This is a genomic window from Streptomyces sp. NBC_01384 (assembly GCF_045040035.1).
In the GTDB taxonomy this organism is placed as follows: domain Bacteria; phylum Actinomycetota; class Actinomycetes; order Streptomycetales; family Streptomycetaceae; genus Streptomyces.
On record NZ_CP109559.1, the window covers coordinates 1,199,242 to 1,217,494 of the forward strand.

Sequence of the window (18,253 nt, forward strand, 5' to 3'; positions counted from 1 at the left end):
GTCCGGCGTTCGAGGACGAGGCCGTTCAGGCCGATACGGGGGTCTGGGGGCGGAGCCCCCAGGGATGGGACGGGTGGGGCGGCGGGGGCGCTGCATCCATCAGCGGCTCCGCCGGGGGGGGTCTACGACGCGAAGAGCCGTACAGCCCAAGCGGCATGCGCCTCCGCCCCGATCTCCAACAGCGGAGCGGACGCCGCAGGCAACGTGTCGGCCCCGTCCTCGACGGCACGCCGAGCCGCATCGGCGGCCTGGTGAGCCACAAGATCCAGCTCCGGCGCCAGCCGCGCCAGCGCCCCCGTGGCATCGAACGGATCAAGGCTCAGCAACCGCACGGTCGCGGTCGCCGGCCCACTGACGCTCTCGTACGCGGAGCAGTACGCGGCGTCCTCCGGCCCGAGCCCGGCAGCCCGCGCCGCCAGCCCCAGTACGACCGGCTGATGCGCTCCCTTGGGAAACGCCCGTGCCAGCGCGTCGAGTTCCCCGGACGGCCAGGTCGCCCGAGCCGCCCGCATCAACTGCCGCCCGAGGCGCCGCGCGGCGACCCGCAGGGCGGGCGACGGAGTACGCGCGTCCGCGGCCGAGTCCAGCGTCACGGGATCGACTCCGAGCGCGGCCGCCGCGGCCAGGGCGGCCGACACCAGCCCCGTCGTGTGCAGCCGCCCCCGGCAGAAGTCCTCCAGGCTCGCCGCCCCGCTGATCCGCCCGGCCTTGACGGCCGCCTCGGCCCCGCCGGAGTGGGCGTGCCCTCCGGCGGGGAAGCGGCCGTCGGCCAGGACGAGCAGTGCTGCGCGGGACATCAGAAGAGGAAGTAGCGCTGGGCCATGGGCAGTTCGGCGGCCGGTGTGGCCTCGACCAGCTCCCCGTCGATGTGCACGGCGAAACTGTCGGGATCGACCCGCACGCGCGGCCGGGCGTCGTTCTCCCGCATGTCGGCCTTGGTCACCGCCCGGGTCGAGTCGATCGCCACGAACTTCTTCCCCAGCGAGAGCCGCTCCGGCAGCCCGTCCTCGATGGCGAGCGGCGCCACGAAGTTGAACGAGTTCGAGGCGGGCGCCCGTCCGATCGCACCGAACATCGGCCGGGGCAGGATCGGCTGCGGCGTCGGGATGGACGCGTTGGCGTCGCCCATCTGCGCGTACGCGATCTGTCCGCCCTTGATGACGAGGTGCGGCTTGACCCCGAAGAACGCGGGCTCCCACAGCACAAGGTCGGCGAGCTTGCCGGTCTCGACGGAGCCGATCTCGCGGGCGAGGCCCTGCGCGAGCGCCGGGTTGATCGTGTACTTGGCGACATAGCGACGTACGCGGTGGTTGTCCGCGCGGCCGTCCCCCGGGAGGGCGCCCCGCCGCCGCTTCATCACATGGGCCGTCTGCCAGGTCCGCATGATGACCTCGCCGACGCGCCCCATGGCCTGCGCGTCGGACGAAATGATCGAGATGGCGCCCAAGTCGTGGAGTATGTCCTCGGCGCCGATCGTCGACGGGCGAATCCGCGACTCGGCGAAGGCCAGGTCCTCCGGGACGGCCGCGTTGAGGTGGTGGCAGACCATCAGCATGTCGAGGTGTTCCTCGGCGGTGTTGACGGTGTACGGCCGGGTCGGGTTGGTGGAGCTGGGCAGCACGTGCGGCTCGGAGACCACGGTCATGATGTCCGGCGCGTGCCCGCCGCCCGCGCCCTCGGTGTGGTAGGCGTGGATGCCGCGTCCGGCGATCGCGGCGAGCGTGTCGCCGACGAACCCGGCCTCGTTCAGCGTGTCCGTGTGGATGGCGACCTGGATGCCGGTGCGGTCGGCGACGGTCAGCGCAGCGTCGATGACGGCCGGTGTGGACCCCCAGTCCTCGTGCAGCTTGAGGCCGAGTGCTCCACCGCGGATCTGGGACAGCATCGCGTCGTGCGAGACGGTGTTGCCCTTGCCGAGCAGACCGAAGTTGAGGGGGTACTGCTCCATCGACTCCAGCATCCGGGCGAGGTGCCAGGGACCGGGGGTGACCGTCGTCGCCTTCGAGCCCTCGGCGGGACCCGTGCCGCCACCGACCACCGTGGTGATGCCGGAGGCGAGCGCCTCGTCGGCGATCTGCGGACAGATCAGGTGGACGTGCGCGTCGATGGCGCCCGCGGTGACGATCCGCCCGTTGCCCGCGATGATCTCGGTCTCCGGACCGATGACGAGGTCGGGGTGGACCCCGTCCATGGTGTCCGGGTTGCCCGCCTTGCCGATGCCGGTGATCCGGCCGTCGCGGATGCCGACGTCGGCCTTGACGATGCCCCAGTGGTCGACGATCACCACACCCGTGATGACGGTGTCCGGGGTGCCTTCTGCGCGCGTAGCACGCGCCTGACCCATGGATTCGCGGATGACCTTGCCACCGCCGAACACGGCCTCGTCACCGGCGAGCCCGGGGCCGCCGGACCGGTCCTCCTCGATCTCGATCAGCAGATCGGTGTCGGCGAGCCGGATACGGTCACCGGTGGTGGGGCCGAACAGATCGGCGTACGCGCCGCGCGAGAGCTCAGGCACCTTCAGCTCCGTTCGCTTCTGAGCCCGCGAGGCGAGCGTGCGGGTTGGTGGTCGGCTGCGGCCCGGCGGCCTCGCGTGCTCCCCCAGCTACCGCTGGGAGGTGCCCCCCGCTCACATCGAGGGCGCCTCCGGTCTCACCGCGCAGGCCGGGCACGACACGGGCGCCGGTGAGCGGAACGAGTTCGACGTCGACGGGGATCCCGGGCTCGAAGCGCACGGCGGTGCCGGCGGCGACGTTGAGCCGCTTGCCGCGCGCGGCGGCGCGGTCGAAGTCCAGACCGGGGTTCGCCTCGGCGAAGTGGTAGTGGGAGCCGACCTGGACGGGCCGGTCGGCGGCGTTGAGGACGGTCAGCCGGGTGACCTCGCGGCCCTCGTTGAAGGCGACGGGTCCGTCGGCGAAGAGGATCTCTCCGGGAATCATGGCGCTCGCTCCCCCGTCAGACGATCGGGTCGTGGACGGTGACGAGCTTGGTGCCGTCCGGGAAGGTCGCCTCGACCTGGACGTCGTGGATCATCTCGGGGATGCCCTCCATGACATCGTCCCTGGTGAGGATCTTACGCCCGGAGGACATCAGCTCGGCGACCGTACGGCCGTCGCGCGCGCCTTCGAGGATGTGCGACGTGATGAGGGCGACGGCCTCAGGGTGGTTCAGTCTCAGCCCGCGGGCCCGGCGCTTCTCGGCCACGTCGGCGGCCACATGGATCAGCAGCCTCTCTTGCTCGTGCGGGGTCAGTTGCACGGCGTCCCACCTCACAGTCCTCGCTCCGGACCGTGCGGGGTCCGGTGGCCGCAGCCACCAAAACCCCTGGTGGCATGGATGGGCACGCTAGTTGGCCGTCGTTTCAAGGACGTTAACCGCGCCGCGATCCGGTCATGACCGACGCGAACGCTCCGGGCCGTCCACCGGGCCGCCGCTCACCACGGCATGGACGGCCCGACCGTATACGGCGCGCTCGTCACCCTCGCGCGGGCCCTACGAAGACACAGGGCCCGCGCTTACGGGACGCCGGGCCCCCGGTGCTCCGCCGCGATGCCGAACCGCTGGCGCTCACGCGGGGCGGACGCGACCTCACGGACGCTGGAGAGGGAGCTGACCACCTGCTCCTCCACCGGCTCCTGGAGCTCCTCGAGCCGCTCCAGGTCGGCGGCGGAGACCAGGGCGACGAGGGGCTTCCCGTGCCGTGTCACGACGACGCGCTCACCGCCGTACACCACCCGGTTGATCAGATCGGCGAGCTCAGCCCTGGCTTGCGTCACCGGAATCTCGTAGGCCATGCCGTCCAGCTTAGACCCGGCTCACGACGGCCTCCCGGAGCGGACGATCCGATTCAGCTCCGCCGGAAACGAGTCATTCGTACGCTCGACCGGCCACCTCCAGCGAGGCACGCATGACAAAAAGGAGGGGAACGCGTCCAGGATTTCCAGACGCTCACTGCTGGGGTACTCGGGTTCGGCGGGGGCGGTGCCGGCCACCGGCGGGGCGACGGAGGCGCAGGCACAGGACACACAGGCACAGGAGGCCACCGAAGCGGCGATCGTCTTCTCCAAGGGCACCCGGTTCAAGGCAGAAGCCACCATCCCGTCCGACTCCGAGTCATCCGACCTCACCCTGACCTTCAGCATCGCGACCCAGGTGTCCGACCCGGCGAACAACATCACGCCAAAGGAGATCGCCGACCTCCTCAACGACCTCGCCACATCCCGCGGCCGGCCCCGGTCACCTTCTACGGCACCCCTGTTCCTACGGCACCCCCGCCCCGGCCCCGCTCACCTGAGTCACCCTCGCCGAATCCCCGCGGAGCAGCTCGCTCCGCGGGGATTTTCGCTGTCAGCCGAGCGACCCCCATGACCTTCTGTACGTCCTGTACATTTTTTACAGGAGCCCGTCAACGGTCCCCCAGTGGAAGGCGCGTGCCATGAATGAACCGTCCGCCCGCTACGTCCTGCCCGAGTTCACCGAGCGCACGAGTGCGGGGTACCGGACCCTGGATCCGTACTCGAAGCTGCTCGCCGAGCGGATCGTGTTCCTCGGGACGCCGATCGACGACACCTCGGCGAACGACGTGATGGCGCAGTTCATGCACCTCGAATACCTGGCACCGGACCAGGACATCTCGCTGTACATCAACTCCCCCGGGGGCTCGTTCAGCGCGATGACGGCGATCTACGACACGATGCAGTTCGTCAGCTGCGACGTGGAGACCACCTGTCTGGGGCAGGCCGCGTCGGCCGCCGCCGTGCTGCTGGCCGGCGGTGCGCCGGGCAAGAGGTTCGCGCTACCGGGGGCCCGGGTGCTGATCCACCAGCCGTCACTTCCCGAGCCGGTACAGGGGCAGGCGAGCGATCTGGCCCTCCAGGCCGAGGAGTTGATGCGCACTCGAGGGCTGCTGGAGGACATGCTCGTACGGCACACGGGGCAGAGTCCTGAACAAGTCGCCGCCGACATCGAGCGGGACAAGATCCTGGACGCGCAGGCCGCGTTGGCGTACGGACTGGTGGACGGGATCATCCCGAGCCGCAAGACCTCGCGCACCGCGCCCGGTGCGAGGAACGCCACACCCGACGCGAGGTGATCCGCCGATGGTGCCCGAACTGCCCCCGCTGCCCGCGCTGACGCGTGCCGAGGCCGAGTTGATCGACCGTTACCTCGACGTGGTCGACCTGCTCGGCCGCATCAACCCGGCCCGCCCCGGGGACACCTACCGCGGACTGCGCGCCGCCCAGGCGCTGGTCAGCAAGGCGACGGCGCTGCGCGACGCCCTCGCGCTGATGCACCAGCGGGGCGAGAGCGAGGTGCACGCCCCGACCCTGGCCCAGGCCCTGCGTGTCCTCGACGGCGAGCGACGCGCGGCCCGCGTCACGCTACCGCCCGGCTCCGACAGTTGACGCATCCACACCTCGCTCCCTCCCTCGGTCCCTCCCTGGGTCCGCCCCCGGGTCCATCCCGGGCCGCCGCACGCGCCGAGTCGGCGAAGCGTCCGGCCCGGGTTTCAAACGGACCAGATGGCGTACCCCCTGATGGAGTAGACACCGGTCCCTTCGGGGGCCCGCAAAGGTTGCGCAACGCGCGTAGCGCAGAGGCGGAATGAGGTGCTCCGGTGCTGGTACGGGCGTCGTCGGTGTCCCCAACGGCCCTCGAACAGAGGGGTGTCCACCCGAACGGGTGAGTGGTGAGTAACCCCACAAATCGCCGGTTCCGCTCGGATTTTCCGACTTCAATGCGTGAAGATCCCTTCCGACGACAAGCCCCCGCCACAACGGCGGGGCGGTCCGGGCGGACGCCGAGTCCTGCCGCTGCCCGGATGACCGGTCGACAGATGTGCATCGGCAGGAGTGGAGGACCCAGCACGACGGGCCGCCGGAGAGATCCGGGCGGTCCTTGGGGTGAAGCCGCAGTACGCGGCCGGGCTACTTCGCCAGTCCGAATCCGACAGGTCATCCTTCACAGGCGGCTGACGAAGGGTTGCGCATGACTGCGCTCAATCGTGTCCCGTCGCTGTGGACCCGGGCCGGTACGGCCTCGGCGCTCACCATCGCCGCCATGGGCGGCAGCCTCGTGGTCCCTGGCGTCGCGTCCGACGCCGAAGCGGCCACTCTGGCGACGAAGGCACTTCAGGTCGCGGCTTCCAAGAAGGGCTCCCCGTACCAGTACGGTGCCGCCGGGCCACGCCGTTTCGACTGCTCCGGGTTCACGCTGTACTCGTACAAGAAGGCGGGCAAGACGCTGCCTCGTACGGCCGCGGCGCAGTACAACAAGACGCACCACATCTCCGCCTCCAGCCGCAGAGCGGGAGACCTGGTGTTCTTCCACTCCGGCCGGAACGTGTACCACGTCGGCATCTACGCCGGGAAGGGAAAGATCTGGCACTCCCCGAAGACCGGGGAGGTCGTGAAGCTGCAGAAGATCTGGACGAAGAGCGTCTGGTACGGCCGGGTCAGCTGACCTGCCCGGGAGGGTGCCGGTAGTGGCGCCGGCACCCTCCCGGGACCCCGCCGCCCCTCGGGGCACGAGTGGTCTCGCCTCGGAGCGCGAGCAGCCTCGCTCGGGGGCGTCAGTCGTCCTCTCGCGAGGCGCGAGCCAACCTCGCCGGGGGGCCGTGCGCCCTCGGGTCTCCGCTGCCCGGCCAGGGGCTCCGCTGCCCGGCCAGGGGCTCCGCTGCCGGGCCAGGGGCGCGGGCGACCCCGCTCGGGGCCCCGAACCGGCCCCTGGGGCGCGCGCCACCCCGGCGACGGCCAGCGCCGTGTGCAGGAGCAGCCCGCCCGTGATCCCGAGCGCGCACACGACCCCGGCCCGGCGCGAGACCAGGGTGTTGCGTACGACGACGGTGAAGTCCGCGCCGGGCATGGTGGCCAGGACCGCGGCGACTCCGGTGGGGACGCGGCTGCTGGAACCGGGAGATCTGCGTCGTACGATCTCCGTCGTCCACCGGACCGACGACCGGCCCGCACCGGCGGCCGAGGCCTTCCGGGCCCTGCTGCGCGGCGCCTTCGGACGCGCGGCACAGCAGAGGCAGGAGCAGTAGAGCCAGGGCCCACTTGGGCAGGACCGGCTTGGCGAGGACCAGCAGGACAGGACCGGCAGGACAGAACTGGCGACAGGACCGGCAGGACAGGATCGGTGGAGAGCAGGCCAACTGAGCCGCTCCTTACGGCTCTTGTGGCCCCCCGGCCGTGACCGGGTGGGCCGACAGGGTCCAGGGCAGCTCGATGGAGACCGTCTTGCCCCCTTCCCGGGTGGGCCGGACCACGAGTCTGCCGCCGCACTCGGCGGTCAGCCAGCGGATGATCACCATGCCCCGCCCGTTGTCCTGCTGGACAGCGGCGGGCAAACGTTTCGGGAAGCGCGGATGGCTGTCGGTCACGCCGATGCGCAGGTGTTCGTCTCGGTCGAGCCGGACGGCCACCGTGAAGGTGGGCGACTGCCCGAAAGTGTGCTGGACGGCGTTGGTGGCTAGTTCTGACACGATCAGGCGTACGGTGTCCGCGACTTCGGCGTCGCTCGGCAGGCCCCATTCGGCCAGCACATCGGCGACGAATTTCCGGGCCGCGGAGACCGAGGCGGGATCGCTCGGCAGAGTGACGGATGCTTCCTGGTGATCTGCCATGGCGACGTCGTCCCTTTCCCACGGGACCGGAGTCCGACACGGAGCGGATGGTTCGAGTACGGTCCCGAACTGGTGCTTCGCGCCAGACTGCCATTACTGGGCCGGTCACGGGTGCGATCCACCGAGATATGCATATATCTGTCGCTCGATGCGGTGAACTCTGCGACGGCAGAGCGTATTTGGGCGGCTCGGAAGGAGTAAGGAGTACGGCCATGCAGCACGGTCCCGCGGTGCGCCGCCGCAAGCTCGGTGCCGAACTGCGCGCGCTGCGCGCCGGGGTGGGAATCACGAGTGGTGAGGCGGCCCGTCTCGTCGGCTGGCACCAGTCGAAGGTGAGTCGGATCGAGACGGGCATCAGTGGGGTGAAACCGGCCGACGTGGAGCGCCTGTTGGACGCGTACGCCGTCGCGGAGCCCGAATTACGGGAGCTCCTGGTCGGGTTGGCCGGCTCCGAGGGCAACGGGCGGCACCACTGGTGGCACGCCTACCGCGGGGTCCTTCCGCCGACCTACCGCGACTTCATCAGTCTGGAGTCCCAGGCCAGCGGCATGCGCACGCTGGAGACCACGGTGGTGCCGGGGCTGCTCCAAACGCCCGAGTACGCCCGCGAGGTGACCCGGGTCGCCGTCGGCGGACTCGAGGACGGCAAACTCGACGCGCTCGTCGAGGTGCGCCTCGCCCGGCAGGACGTACTGCGTTCGAATCCGCCGCTGGAACTGACCGCGGTCCTGGACGAGGCGGTGTTAAGACGTGAGGTCGGCGGGCCGGAGGTCATGGCACGGCAACTGGACCGGTTGAGAGAGGCCGCCGCCCTTCCTCAAGTGCGGCTTCAGGTCCTGCCGTTCGCCGCGGGGGCGCACATCGGCGTTACCGGGCCTTTCGTTATCTTCTCATTTCCGAACACAAGCGATCTGGATGTGGTTGTTCTCGACCACTTGACGAGTAGCCTCTACCTCGAACGGAAAGAAGACCTTCAGGCCTACACCGAGGCCTTCAACGCCCTTCAGTTCCACGCCCTTTCACCCGAGGACTCGTTGGACTACATCGCCGGGATAGGTGACGGCGCGTAAGGAGGCACCCCCATGACTGCATTGCCTCGGTACGTACCCTCCAGTACTTCACTCCGCGACCTGCGGTGGCTGCGCAGCAGCCGCAGTACGGGAATGAACAACTGCGTCGAGACGGCCCGACCCGGCCCAGGCCCCTGGGCCGGACTCGTCGCCGTGCGCGATTCCAAGAACAAGGCGGGCCCTGCCCTGCTCTTCACTCCTGCGAGCTGGGAGGGCTTCATCGCCGGACTGAGCTGACCCCCACCCAGTCACCCCGCATTCAGCCGTCCCTCACCCCATTCGCCCCCACCCAATTCATCCCTCGCCCGTTCACCGATTCCGGCTGATCACCTCCACGGCGTGCTCGATCTGCGCGTCGGTGAGGTCCGCGCGGGCGGTCAGCCGCAGCCGCGAGATGCCGTCCGGCACGGACGGGGGCCGGAAACAGCCGACGGCGAGTCCCGCCTCCCGGCAGTCCGCCGCCCATCGCACGGCCCGCTCGGGTGACGGCGCGCGCACGGAGACCACGGCGGCGTCCGGTCGTACGGCTTCCAGGCCCTCGGCCGTCAGCCGGGTGTGCAGCGCCGTCGCCACCTCACGGGCCCGGGCGGCGCGCTCCGGCTCGCGGCGCAGCAGCCTGAGCGCCGCGAGGGCCGCGCCCGCGGCCGCGGGCGCGAGCCCGGTGTCGAAAATGAAGGTGCGCGCCGCGTTGACCAGATGGTCGATGACCGGGGCGGGGCCGAGGACGGCGCCGCCCTGGCTGCCGAACGACTTGGAAAGCGTGGCGGTCACGACGACGTCCGGGGCGCCCGCCAGCCCCGCGGCGTGCGGCGCGCCTCGGCCGCCATCGCCCAGGACGCCGAGCCCGTGCGCGTCGTCGACGAGCAGCGCGGCTCCGTGCTCACGGCAGGCGGTCGCGAGTTCGGCCAGCGGGGCCGCGTCGCCGTCCACCGAGAAGACCGTGTCGGACACGGCGACGGCGGGACCCTCATGCGTGCCGAGCGCCTTGCGAACAGCGTCCGGGTCGGCGTGCGCCACGACCTGTGTCGTACCTCGGGCCAGTCGGCAGCCGTCGATGAGCGAGGCGTGGTTGCCCGCGTCCGAGACGACCAGCGAGCCGTGCGGCGCGAGCGTGGTCACGGCGGCGAGATTGGCCGCATAGCCGGAGGAGAGGACGAGCGCGGACTCGAAGCCGCAGAAGTCGGCGAGCTCCCGTTCGAGTTCGCCGTGCAGTTCGGTCGTGCCGGAGACCAGCCGGGAGCCAGTCGCTCCGGCGCCCCAGCGGCGGGCCGCTTCCGCCGCGGCCGCCGTGATCTCGGGGTGGCGGGCGAGTCCGAGGTAGTCGTTGCTCGCCAGATCGAGGAGAGGTGAGTCGGCGGCGCGCGGGCGCAGGGTGCGGACGAGTCCGGCCTGCCGGCGCTGGTGCGCCTGCTCGTCGATCCACGCGAACGGCGATCCCGCCATGCTGGTGCCTCCGGGCCCTGAGAGTGGTCGTGAGCGAGTCATGACGATCGTCATGAGGTTGCTCATGAGGGTGGTCATGAGGGTGGTCGCTTTGTAGGCAGTGCACAGACCCTAGCGGGGCGGCCCGCCGCCCAGGATGTGGCAATACCCACACGTCGAACCGTCTCTGTTGTGCAAACTCTCCTTGGCCTCAGCGGCACGTATACGTCAGGATCGGATCTTATGGACCTGCTGAACACGCTGGTGGACAAGGGGCTTCGGCGCGAGCTGCCGACCCGTGACGAGGCGCTGGCCGTGCTGGCCACGTCCGACGACGACGTGCTCGACGTGGTGGCCGCGGCCGGAAAGGTCCGCCGGCACTGGTTCGGCCGTCGAGTGAAACTCAACTATCTGGTCAATCTGAAGTCCGGTCTGTGCCCCGAGGACTGCTCGTACTGCTCGCAGCGGCTCGGCTCCAAGGCCGACATCCTCAAGTACACCTGGCTCAAGCCCGACCAGGCCTCGCAGGCCGCGGCGGCCGGGCTCGCCGGGGGCGCCAAGCGGGTCTGCCTGGTGGCCAGCGGCCGCGGTCCGACCGACCGTGACGTGGACCGGGTCTCCGACACCATCAAGGCGATCAAGGACCAGAACGAGGGCGTCGAGGTGTGCGCCTGCCTCGGTCTGCTCTCCGACGGCCAGGCCGAGCGGCTGCGCGAGGCGGGCGCGGACGCCTACAACCACAACCTGAACACGTCCGAGGGGACGTACGGGGACATCACGACCACGCACACGTACGCCGACCGGGTGGACACGGTCCAGAAGGCGCACGCGGCGGGCCTTTCCGCCTGCTCCGGCCTGATCGCGGGCATGGGCGAGTCGGACGAGGACCTGGTCGACGTCGTCTTCTCGCTCCGCGAGCTCGACCCGGACTCCGTTCCGGTGAACTTCCTGATCCCCTTCGAGGGCACCCCGCTCGCCAAGGAGTGGAACCTCACCCCGCAGCGCTGTCTGCGCATCCTGGCGATGGCCCGTTTCGTCTGCCCGGACGTCGAGGTCCGCATCGCGGGCGGCCGCGAGGTCCATCTGCGCACCATGCAGCCGCTGGCCCTGCACCTGGCCAACTCGATCTTCCTGGGCGACTACCTCACCAGCGAGGGCCAGGCCGGCAAGGCCGACCTGGAGATGATCGCGGACGCCGGGTTCGAGGTGGAGGGCGCGGGCGAGGTGACGCTGCCGGAGCACCGTGCGACGGCCGGCGGTGGCTGCGGTTCGCACGCCGAGACCGGCTGCGGCTCGCACGCGGATGCCGGGTGCGGGTCGCACGCGGGCGGCGGAGTCTGCGGTTCCGTGCGGGTGAAGGAGGAGCAGCCCTCCGAAGCACGGACGGATCTCGTCGCCGTGCGCCGCCGAGGTGCCGGAACGGACCTCGCCCCCAATGCCTGACCTGTCCGGGCCGTCCACGCTGCCCGTACGTGAACTGCTGGACCTGGACCGGCGGCATGTCTGGCATCCGTACGGTCCCATGCCCGGCCGCCAGGAACCGCTCGTCGTGGAGTCGGCGAGCGGGGTACGCCTCCGACTGGCGGACGGCTCGGGTGAACTGGTCGACGGCATGTCGTCCTGGTGGTCGGCCATCCACGGCTACAACCACCCGGTCCTCAACGACGCGGCGCGCGACCAGCTGGAGCGCATGAGTCACGTCATGTTCGGCGGGCTCACCCACGAGCCCGCCGTCCGGCTGGCGAAGCGCCTTGTCGACATCACGCCCGAGGGCCTGGAACACGTCTTCCTCGCCGACTCCGGCTCGGTGTCGGTCGAGGTCGCCGTCAAGATGTGCCTCCAGCACTGGCGCTCGCTCGGCCGCCCGGGCAAGCAGCGGCTGCTTACCTGGCGCGGCGGCTACCACGGGGACACCTGGCAGCCGATGTCGGTGTGCGACCCCGAGGGCGGCATGCACGAGCTGTGGCAGGGCGTGCTCCAGCGTCAGGTGTTCGCCGACGCGCCGCCGGTCGCGTACGAGGAGTCGTACGCCGATCATCTGCGCCGGCTGATCGAGCGGCACGCCGACGAACTGGCCGCGGTGATCGTGGAGCCGGTGGTGCAGGGCGCGGGCGGAATGCGGTTCCACTCCCCCGCGTATCTGCGGGTGCTGCGGGAGGCGTGCGACGCGCATGACGTGCTGCTGGTCTTCGACGAGATCGCGACCGGCTTCGGCCGTACAGGCGCGCTGTTCGCGGCGGAGCACGCGGGCGTCACACCGGACGTGATGTGCGTCGGCAAGGCGCTGACCGGCGGCTACCTGACGATGGCGGCCACCCTGTGCACGGCGCGGGTGGCCGAGGGCATCTCGCGGGGCGAGGTTCCGGTCCTCGCCCACGGCCCGACGTTCATGGGTAATCCCCTCGCCGCCGCGGTGGCCTGTGCCTCGATCGACCTGCTGCTCGGACAGGACTGGCAGACCGAGGTCAAGCGCATCGAGGCGGGCCTGCGGGACGGGCTGGCGCCCGCTTGCGAACTCCCGGGCGTGCGGGACGTACGCGTCCTCGGGGCGATCGGAGTCGTCCAGCTCGACCACGACGTCGACATGAACGCGGCGACGGCCGCCGCGGTGCGCGAGGGCGTCTGGCTGCGGCCGTTCCGCGACCTCGTCTACACGATGCCGCCGTACGTCACCGGGGACACGGACGTGGCACGGATCGCGCGCGCGGTGTGCGCGGCGGCGCGGGAGGGATGACATGACGGTCCTGGTGATCACGGGAACGGGCACGGAGGTCGGCAAGACGGTCACAACGGCCGCCGTCGCCGCCACGGCCGTCGCCGCCGGGCGGTCCGTGGCCGTGCTCAAGCCCGCGCAGACGGGGGTACGTCCAAACGAGCGCGGAGACGCCGACGAGGTGGCCCGCCTCGCGGGCACCGTGACCACGCTCGAACTCGCCCGCTATCCCGATCCGTTGGCCCCCGCGACGGCGGCCCGGCGGGCCGGGCTGGCCGGCGTGCGCCCGCATGAGGTCGCGGAGGCCGCTGCCAAACTGGCAACCGAGCACGACCTCGTCCTGGTCGAGGGCGCGGGCGGTCTGCTCGTCCGCTTCGACGACGAGGGCGGCACCCTGGTCGAGGCGGCGCGGCTGCTGGACGCGCCGGTACTGGTGGTGGCGTCGGCGGGTCTGGGCACGCTGAACACGACGGAGCTGACGTCTCGTGAACTCCGGCGGCAGGGGCTGGACTTGGCGGGCATCGTCATCGGCAGCTGGCCCGGCGACGCCGACTTGGCGTCCCTCTGCAACCTCGCGGACCTGCCGACGGTGGCCGACGCCCCGCTGCTCGGCGCGGTGCCGTCGGGCGCGGGAGCATACGCTCCCGACAACTTTCGTGCGGAGGCACCGAATTGGCTGGCCCCCCGACTGGGCGGAAGCTGGGACGGAAGCGCCTTCGCTTCGGCACACAGGGTCTGAGCGCCCCGTAGGGGGCGCGGGGGCTGTGACACCATGCGGCTCCGCCTCGTGGGCGCGACCAGCCACAACCAACCCGCAGCCGAAGAACAACGCCGGTGCTCAGACCTTTCACCGTTCCCCCAGCAAGCGCACCAACTCGATCCGCGACCGAATCCCCAACCGCGCGAAAACCCCGCGCAGATGGTGATCGATGGTGCGCGGACTGAGCAACAGCTGTGCGGCGATCTCCCGATTGGTGGCCCCCTCGGCCGCCATGCGCGCGACCATCAGCTGCTGCGCGGTGAGTCGGGCAACGGGGTCGTCGGGGCCCCGCACAGGGGAGACGGGCTCCCCCAGGACACGGAGTTCGGCCCGCGCCGCGGCAGCGCACTGCGGCGAGCCGAAGTGCTCGAACGCTTCGAGCGCGCTGTGCAGCCGGTCACGGGCCTCCGTACGGTGCCGCAGTCGCCTCAGCGCACCACCGAACAGCAGTTCAGTGCGGGCGCGTTCGAAGTCGCGGGTGCCGGAGGCGTGCAGGTCGAGGGCGGTGCGGTAGTGCTCGACGGCGTCCGCGCCAAAAGCGAGCAGGGCCCGGCAGCGGGCGCTGAGGGCGAGGTCGTCGGGGCTGCGGACGGTGCGCGCCCAATGGTCGTAGTCGGCGTGGGCGGCGCGGGCCACCCGGGTGTCGCCGGTGCGGACGGCGGCCTCCACGTAGTGCGGGGTGGCGATGTGGCGGATGGCCCGGTGCCCGTGCCCTGGGCCGAATCCGGCGAGGGCGCGCAGCCGGGCCGCGGAGGCGGCGTAGCGGCCGGTGCTCAGGTCGAGGAAGGCGAGTGCGAACAGGGCCAGCGCGGCGGGGAGGCCGAGCCCGCGCGCGAGGGCGTAGGAGCGGGCGGCCTCGGCGCGCTCCCGGCAGACGTCCTCGTCGCCGGTGACCGCGGCGAACATCGCGAGGGCGGCCTGCAGATGGCAGGCCCCGTTGTCCTGACCGGTGGCGTAGGCCTGGCGCAGCGCGTCGAGGGTGGCGGCCTCGGCGGCCCGCGGGCGCCCGGTCCAGAAGTCCGCGTACGTCCGGAACTCCATGGCCTGCGGCACGGTGACCGCCTCTCCCCCGGCTCGGGCGGAGGCGACGGCCCGCACGGCGGCGGTGGCGGCCGCGGTGTGGTCGCCGAGCATGAGCGCCGCGATCCCGGAGTGGATCAGCAGGGTGGGGTCGCCCCCGGGACCGCACCGCCCGGCTGCCGCCTTCAGCACGTCCCGCGCGTCCTCGTACCGGCCCTCGAACGCCGCGGCCAGCCCGCCCAGCGTGCCGGGCGGCGCGATCCCGAGCCGGTCGGCGACGGCCGCCGCCTCCCGGCATCGGCGCAGGTCGCCGGTGTAGATGGCGGCTTCGGTGGCGCGGGCGAGGAGATGGACGGCGGCGTCGCGGGCACCGGGGCCGTTGGACCCATGGGACCCGTTGAACTCATAGGACCCGTTGGACCCGTTGAAGCCGTTGGAGTCGTTGGAGTCGGTACGGCTGCTGGACTCCACGGCCGAACCGTGGGACACCGCGGCACCGCCCGCGTACCGCGCCGCGGCCGTCAGCAGCGCGTCGAAGGCGTCTGTCGCGTTCCCCGCGCGGAGTGCGAGCAGACCGCCCAGGGCGTCGTCGTCGGTGGACGCGACGAGGCGGCGGGCCCGGTCGGCGTCGCCGGACCGCCAGGCGTCGGCGGCGGCCCGGGTGAGCAGCCGGGCCCGCTCTCGCGGCTCGGGGGACAGTGCGGCAGCACGTTCGGCGAGGGCGCAGGCCAGTGCGTGCTCGCCCGCGCCGCGCGCCGTGTGCGCCGCCGCCCGGAGTTCGGCGGCGAGCCGTCGGCTGGGGCCGAGCGCCGCGGCGCCCCGGTGCCAGGACCGCCGGGGTGACTCGCCCTCGCCGCGCAGGACACGGGCGAGCAGCAGATGGACCGCGCGCCGGTCCGTCACGGAGGCGGTCTCGTACGCCGCTATCCGCGTCCACGGATCGCGGAAGACGATCCCGCCCGCCGTGGCATGGGCGACTCCGGCCAGTTCGCCGGCGCCGAGTGGCCGGGTGTCCAGCCGGGCCGCGGTGACGGCACGCAGGAAGGCCTGGGTGTCGACCGGGTACTGGTCGGCCGCCGCGAGGAGCAGCAGGCGCCGGGTGGTGTCGGGCAGAGCGCGGACCTCCTGCCGGTACGCCCTCAGGAGCACGGGAGGCTGCGCCGGAAGCGGGTCGAGGCCGGTCAGCTGACGCTCGGTCAGCATCGAGGCCAGTTGCGCGGCCGCGCGTCCGTCGCCGTGCGCGGTGCGCAGGATCCGTACCCGTACGCCTTCGGGAAGCGAGGGGCCGAGCTCGGACTGCGCGGGGCCGCGTGCGGAGTTCACCGAAGTCACCACACGAATGACGTTACTGGTGAGTTAACTGGCAAGTAAAGACTGGCGATTTCACCGATGCGGCGCGCGTAGACCCCACCTGACACTCCAGACAACCCCACCCGCATCTGGAGGCACCATGCAACGCCGCTTGCGTCGCATCGCCACATTCTTCTCCGCCACGACCGCAGCACTCCTCGTGTCGCTCTCCCTGTCCGCGGCGCCCGCGCAGGCCGCCACCCACAACCCCGTGATCTTCGTGCACGGCCTCAGCAGTTCGGCGAGCAGCTGGGACGACTGGATCGCCGACTTCAAGGCCGACGGCTACTCCAGTTCCGAGCTGTACGCGTGGTCGTACGACTGGGGGCAGTCGAACGTGACCACCGCCCAGGCCCTGGCCACCGAGGTCAAGACCGTCCTCGCGCAGACCGGCGCGTCGAAGGTGGACCTGGTCGTCCACTCCATGGGCGCACTCAGCGCGCGTTACTACCTGAAGAACCTGGGCGGTACCTCGTACGTGGACGACTTCGTCTCCACCGCCGGGGTGAACCACGGGACCACGGTCGCGGGGTGGTGCAAGTGGCTGTACACCTCGTGCGCCGAGATGTATACCGGCAGCTCGTTCCTGACCGCGCTGAACTCCGGTGACGAGACGCCGGGCAGTGTCTCGTACGCCAGCTACTGGTCGAACTGCGACGAGCTGATCGACCCGGACAGCAGCGCGATCCTGAGCGGCGCCACCAATGTGGGGGTCGGCTGTATCTCGCACACCGACATGAACAACGACTACGGCGTCTACCAGCAGGTGCGCGACTTCATCGCCTGACGCCCGAGTCGAGAGACGTAAAGCGTGTGGCGGACGTCCTGGGGGGACAATCACGATAAGGCCCCGTCCTCCCGGGAGGTCCGTCATGCCCCTCAGGTCAGCCGCCTCCGGCAAAGTGTCGCAGGACGCCGTGCACCATCCGCTGTTCGCCCGCTACTACGCCCGGCTCAGTGTGACCGCCGAGACCCGGATGGGCATGGGCGGGGTACGCGACCGGCTGCTCGCCGGTCTGTCGGGGCGGGTCATCGAGATCGGCGCGGGCAACGGTCTGAACTTCGCGCACTATCCGAGCACCGTCTCGGAGGTGGTCGCGATCGAACCGGAGCGGCTGCTGCGGCAGTTGGCCGTGGAGGCGGCGCTGCGCTCCGAGGTGCCGGTCGACGTGGCGCCGGGCGCGGCGGAGGCACTGCCGGTCAAGAGCGAGGCCTTCGACGCGGCGGTGCTCTCCCTGGTGCTGTGCAGTGTGCGCGATGTACCGCGGGCCCTCGGCGAGGTGCGGCGCGTACTGCGACCCGGTGGCATCGTGCGCTTCTTCGAGCACGGCAAGGGCGGCGGGCGCGTGATGGCGTCCGCCCAGCGCGGCCTGGACCGCACGGTGTGGCCGCGACTGAACGGCGGCTGCCATCTGTCGCGCGACACGATCGCCGCGCTGCGTGACGCCGGGTTCGAACTCGGCCCCTACCGGCAGGTGCTGATGCCGGAGAAGGGGCCGCGACTGCCCACCTCGTACTGTGTGCTGGGCAGCGCGTGGCGCCCGCAGGTCAAGGAGTAGTCGGGGACCCCGAGGATTGGTCGCGGCCCCCGGGGGGTGGTCACAGACTCCACTGCCGCAGTTCCTGCGCGATCTCGTGCACGGTCGCCTCGCCGCCCTTCACCAGGCGGGCGAGTTCACGCACCTGTTCCGGGGAGGTGACGACCTTGAGACCGCTGGCGACGAGATAGGCGTACGCGACGGCCGAGGCGAACATCGCGTTGGAGCGTTCGAGCGCCGGGACGTGCAGCAGGAGCTGGAGCAGCGCGGCGGCGCGGGCATGCGGGCTGTCGTAGACGGGAACGCCGAATATCTCCGCCTCATGCCGGCTGACGGCGGCGACGAGCGCACCCCAGTCGGTGACCTGAGGGTCTCCGGGCGTCTTCTGTTCGGCGATCATGAGGAGCCAGGCGAGGTCGACTCTGAGACTGCTCAAGGGATCAACGACGACCTTCGCCCGAGTTGTCTCGGAAGGCATCTCGGGAGGCATCTCGCGATCGTTCCGGCGCGCCGTCTCGCGACCGCCCGCGCACGCCCTCCCGGTCCGCGCCGAACTCCTCGGCGAAGACGTTCTCGTACTGCTTCATGAAGTCGGCGGCAGCGTCGACGAAGGTGTGGCCGACTTCTCCGGTGTCCTGTCTGACCAGTTCCTCGATGTAGCGGTTCACGCTCATACCGCGCTCCAGGGCCCGCTCCCGGGCGGCCCGGGCCGTGCCCTCGTCCACCCGCACATTCAGCTGGGTCTTCGCCATACCT

General features: G+C 71.1%; 20 protein-coding genes, 2 pseudogenes and 1 riboswitch. Of the genes and pseudogenes, 11 read left to right on the forward strand and 11 right to left on the reverse strand.

The window, feature by feature from the left end:
• Window positions 1-122: 122 nt before the first annotated feature.
• The 5 genes and pseudogenes from OG747_RS05205 to OG747_RS05225 form a co-directional block, all read right to left on the reverse strand.
• Window positions 123-797: an urease accessory protein UreF gene (locus OG747_RS05205; protein ID WP_405878108.1), complete on the reverse strand. Its 675-nt coding sequence runs from the start codon at window positions 795-797 to the stop codon at window positions 123-125.
• Entirely contained in the window at window positions 797-2,518 is a 1,722-nt protein-coding gene (locus OG747_RS05210) for an urease subunit alpha (RefSeq protein ID WP_405878109.1), read from the reverse strand. Before OG747_RS05210 ends, OG747_RS05205 begins: the two co-directional genes overlap by 1 nt.
• Window positions 2,519-2,633: 115 nt before the next feature.
• Window positions 2,634-2,939: pseudogene (locus OG747_RS05215) on the reverse strand (urease subunit beta); the annotation flags it as partial.
• A 16-nt stretch (window positions 2,940-2,955) separates the two neighbouring features.
• Window positions 2,956-3,258, reverse strand: coding sequence for an urease subunit gamma (locus tag OG747_RS05220; protein ID WP_101408483.1), 303 nt, complete (start codon window positions 3,256-3,258; stop codon window positions 2,956-2,958).
• 257 nt (window positions 3,259-3,515) lie between these two features.
• On the reverse strand, window positions 3,516-3,794 hold the full coding sequence (locus tag OG747_RS05225; protein ID WP_405878110.1) for a type II toxin-antitoxin system Phd/YefM family antitoxin: 279 nt from the start codon (window positions 3,792-3,794) through the stop codon (window positions 3,516-3,518).
• A gap of 187 nt (window positions 3,795-3,981) precedes the next feature.
• Here OG747_RS05225 and OG747_RS05230 point away from each other — a divergent pair, with 187 nt between their 5' ends.
• From OG747_RS05230 to OG747_RS05245, 4 genes are all read left to right on the forward strand, one after another.
• Window positions 3,982-4,368 carry a hypothetical protein gene (locus tag OG747_RS05230; protein WP_405878111.1) on the forward strand — a complete coding sequence of 129 codons (387 nt, stop codon included), beginning with the start codon at window positions 3,982-3,984 and terminating at the stop codon, window positions 4,366-4,368.
• A 67-nt stretch (window positions 4,369-4,435) separates the two neighbouring features.
• Window positions 4,436-5,092 carry an ATP-dependent Clp protease proteolytic subunit gene (locus tag OG747_RS05235; protein ID WP_405878112.1) on the forward strand — a complete coding sequence of 219 codons (657 nt, stop codon included), beginning with the start codon at window positions 4,436-4,438 and terminating at the stop codon, window positions 5,090-5,092.
• 7 nt (window positions 5,093-5,099) lie between these two features.
• Window positions 5,100-5,405, forward strand: a complete 306-nt coding sequence (locus OG747_RS05240; RefSeq protein WP_405878113.1) for a hypothetical protein — start codon at window positions 5,100-5,102, stop codon at window positions 5,403-5,405.
• 393 nt (window positions 5,406-5,798) lie between these two features.
• Window positions 5,799-5,985: riboswitch (cyclic di-AMP (ydaO/yuaA leader) on the forward strand.
• A 3-nt stretch (window positions 5,986-5,988) separates the two neighbouring features.
• Window positions 5,989-6,462, forward strand: a complete 474-nt coding sequence (locus OG747_RS05245; RefSeq protein WP_405878114.1) for a C40 family peptidase — start codon at window positions 5,989-5,991, stop codon at window positions 6,460-6,462.
• A gap of 273 nt (window positions 6,463-6,735) precedes the next feature.
• Here OG747_RS05245 and OG747_RS05250 read toward each other — a convergent pair.
• Both OG747_RS05250 and OG747_RS05255 read right to left on the reverse strand, forming a co-directional pair.
• Window positions 6,736-6,864, reverse strand: a pseudogene (locus OG747_RS05250) (LysE family translocator); the annotation flags it as partial.
• Between the two features lie 301 nt (window positions 6,865-7,165).
• On the reverse strand, window positions 7,166-7,624 hold the full coding sequence (locus OG747_RS05255; RefSeq protein ID WP_405878115.1) for an ATP-binding protein: 459 nt from the start codon (window positions 7,622-7,624) through the stop codon (window positions 7,166-7,168).
• Window positions 7,625-7,836: 212 nt separating this feature from the next.
• On the opposite strand from OG747_RS05255, the gene OG747_RS05260 reads away from it, so the two are divergent.
• Both OG747_RS05260 and OG747_RS05265 read left to right on the forward strand, forming a co-directional pair.
• Complete coding sequence (locus OG747_RS05260) at window positions 7,837-8,694, forward strand: helix-turn-helix domain-containing protein (RefSeq protein WP_405878116.1); 858 nt, start codon at window positions 7,837-7,839, stop codon at window positions 8,692-8,694.
• A gap of 12 nt (window positions 8,695-8,706) precedes the next feature.
• Window positions 8,707-8,931, forward strand: a complete 225-nt coding sequence (locus tag OG747_RS05265) for a DUF397 domain-containing protein (protein WP_405878117.1) — start codon at window positions 8,707-8,709, stop codon at window positions 8,929-8,931.
• 72 nt (window positions 8,932-9,003) lie between these two features.
• On the opposite strand, the gene OG747_RS05270 is transcribed toward OG747_RS05265, so the two are convergent.
• The gene (locus OG747_RS05270; RefSeq protein ID WP_405878118.1) at window positions 9,004-10,137 is read right to left on the reverse strand and encodes an 8-amino-7-oxononanoate synthase; all 1,134 of its coding nucleotides are present in this window, start codon (window positions 10,135-10,137) and stop codon (window positions 9,004-9,006) included.
• Window positions 10,138-10,359: 222 nt separating this feature from the next.
• On the opposite strand from OG747_RS05270, the gene bioB reads away from it, so the two are divergent.
• From bioB to bioD, 3 genes are read left to right on the forward strand one after another with little or no spacing between them, the layout of a single operon-like run.
• Window positions 10,360-11,559, forward strand: a complete 1,200-nt coding sequence (bioB, locus tag OG747_RS05275) for a biotin synthase BioB (protein ID WP_405878119.1) — start codon at window positions 10,360-10,362, stop codon at window positions 11,557-11,559.
• Window positions 11,552-12,850: an adenosylmethionine--8-amino-7-oxononanoate transaminase gene (locus tag OG747_RS05280; protein WP_405878120.1), complete on the forward strand. Its 1,299-nt coding sequence runs from the start codon at window positions 11,552-11,554 to the stop codon at window positions 12,848-12,850. The genes bioB and OG747_RS05280 overlap by 8 nt, the downstream gene beginning before the upstream one ends.
• A 1-nt stretch (window position 12,851) precedes the next feature.
• Window positions 12,852-13,568, forward strand: a complete 717-nt coding sequence (gene bioD, locus OG747_RS05285; protein WP_405878121.1) for a dethiobiotin synthase — start codon at window positions 12,852-12,854, stop codon at window positions 13,566-13,568.
• Window positions 13,569-13,676: 108 nt separating this feature from the next.
• Here bioD and OG747_RS05290 read toward each other — a convergent pair whose 3' ends face one another.
• Complete coding sequence (locus tag OG747_RS05290) at window positions 13,677-15,944, reverse strand: LuxR C-terminal-related transcriptional regulator (RefSeq protein WP_405878122.1); 2,268 nt, start codon at window positions 15,942-15,944, stop codon at window positions 13,677-13,679.
• 115 nt (window positions 15,945-16,059) lie between these two features.
• Here OG747_RS05290 and OG747_RS05295 point away from each other — a divergent pair, with 115 nt between their 5' ends.
• Window positions 16,060-16,746 carry an esterase/lipase family protein gene (locus OG747_RS05295; protein WP_405878123.1) on the forward strand — a complete coding sequence of 229 codons (687 nt, stop codon included), beginning with the start codon at window positions 16,060-16,062 and terminating at the stop codon, window positions 16,744-16,746.
• An 85-nt stretch (window positions 16,747-16,831) separates the two neighbouring features.
• Window positions 16,832-17,518, forward strand: a complete 687-nt coding sequence (locus OG747_RS05300) for a class I SAM-dependent methyltransferase (RefSeq protein WP_405878124.1) — start codon at window positions 16,832-16,834, stop codon at window positions 17,516-17,518.
• A 40-nt stretch (window positions 17,519-17,558) separates the two neighbouring features.
• Here the strand turns inward: OG747_RS05300 and OG747_RS05305 are convergent, their stop codons facing one another.
• Both OG747_RS05305 and OG747_RS05310 read right to left on the reverse strand, forming a co-directional pair.
• Window positions 17,559-17,933, reverse strand: coding sequence for a fic family toxin-antitoxin system, toxin component (locus tag OG747_RS05305; RefSeq protein ID WP_405878125.1), 375 nt, complete (start codon window positions 17,931-17,933; stop codon window positions 17,559-17,561).
• A gap of 4 nt (window positions 17,934-17,937) precedes the next feature.
• Window positions 17,938-18,249: a toxin-antitoxin system HicB family antitoxin gene (locus OG747_RS05310; RefSeq protein ID WP_405878126.1), complete on the reverse strand. Its 312-nt coding sequence runs from the start codon at window positions 18,247-18,249 to the stop codon at window positions 17,938-17,940.
• Between the last annotated feature and the right edge of the window lie 4 nt (window positions 18,250-18,253).

Bases quoted from the DNA above. Each gene is read 5' to 3' on its own strand.
- OG747_RS05205 (WP_405878108.1), bottom strand. From the start codon at position 797: ATGTCCCGCGCAGCACTGCTCGTCCTGGCCGACGGCCGCTTCCCCGCC.
- OG747_RS05225 (WP_405878110.1), bottom strand. From the start codon at position 3,794: ATGGCCTACGAGATTCCGGTGACGCAAGCCAGGGCTGAGCTCGCCGAT.
- OG747_RS05235 (WP_405878112.1), top strand. From the start codon at position 4,436: ATGAATGAACCGTCCGCCCGCTACGTCCTGCCCGAGTTCACCGAGCGC.
- OG747_RS05240 (WP_405878113.1), top strand. From the start codon at position 5,100: ATGGTGCCCGAACTGCCCCCGCTGCCCGCGCTGACGCGTGCCGAGGCC.
- OG747_RS05245 (WP_405878114.1), top strand. From the start codon at position 5,989: ATGACTGCGCTCAATCGTGTCCCGTCGCTGTGGACCCGGGCCGGTACG.
- OG747_RS05255 (WP_405878115.1), bottom strand. From the start codon at position 7,624: ATGGCAGATCACCAGGAAGCATCCGTCACTCTGCCGAGCGATCCCGCC.
- OG747_RS05260 (WP_405878116.1), top strand. From the start codon at position 7,837: ATGCAGCACGGTCCCGCGGTGCGCCGCCGCAAGCTCGGTGCCGAACTG.
- OG747_RS05265 (WP_405878117.1), top strand. From the start codon at position 8,707: ATGACTGCATTGCCTCGGTACGTACCCTCCAGTACTTCACTCCGCGAC.
- OG747_RS05270 (WP_405878118.1), bottom strand. From the start codon at position 10,137: ATGGCGGGATCGCCGTTCGCGTGGATCGACGAGCAGGCGCACCAGCGC.
- bioB (WP_405878119.1), top strand. From the start codon at position 10,360: ATGGACCTGCTGAACACGCTGGTGGACAAGGGGCTTCGGCGCGAGCTG.
- OG747_RS05280 (WP_405878120.1), top strand. From the start codon at position 11,552: ATGCCTGACCTGTCCGGGCCGTCCACGCTGCCCGTACGTGAACTGCTG.
- bioD (WP_405878121.1), top strand. From the start codon at position 12,852: ATGACGGTCCTGGTGATCACGGGAACGGGCACGGAGGTCGGCAAGACG.
- OG747_RS05295 (WP_405878123.1), top strand. From the start codon at position 16,060: ATGCAACGCCGCTTGCGTCGCATCGCCACATTCTTCTCCGCCACGACC.
- OG747_RS05300 (WP_405878124.1), top strand. From the start codon at position 16,832: ATGCCCCTCAGGTCAGCCGCCTCCGGCAAAGTGTCGCAGGACGCCGTG.
- OG747_RS05310 (WP_405878126.1), bottom strand. From the start codon at position 18,249: ATGGCGAAGACCCAGCTGAATGTGCGGGTGGACGAGGGCACGGCCCGG.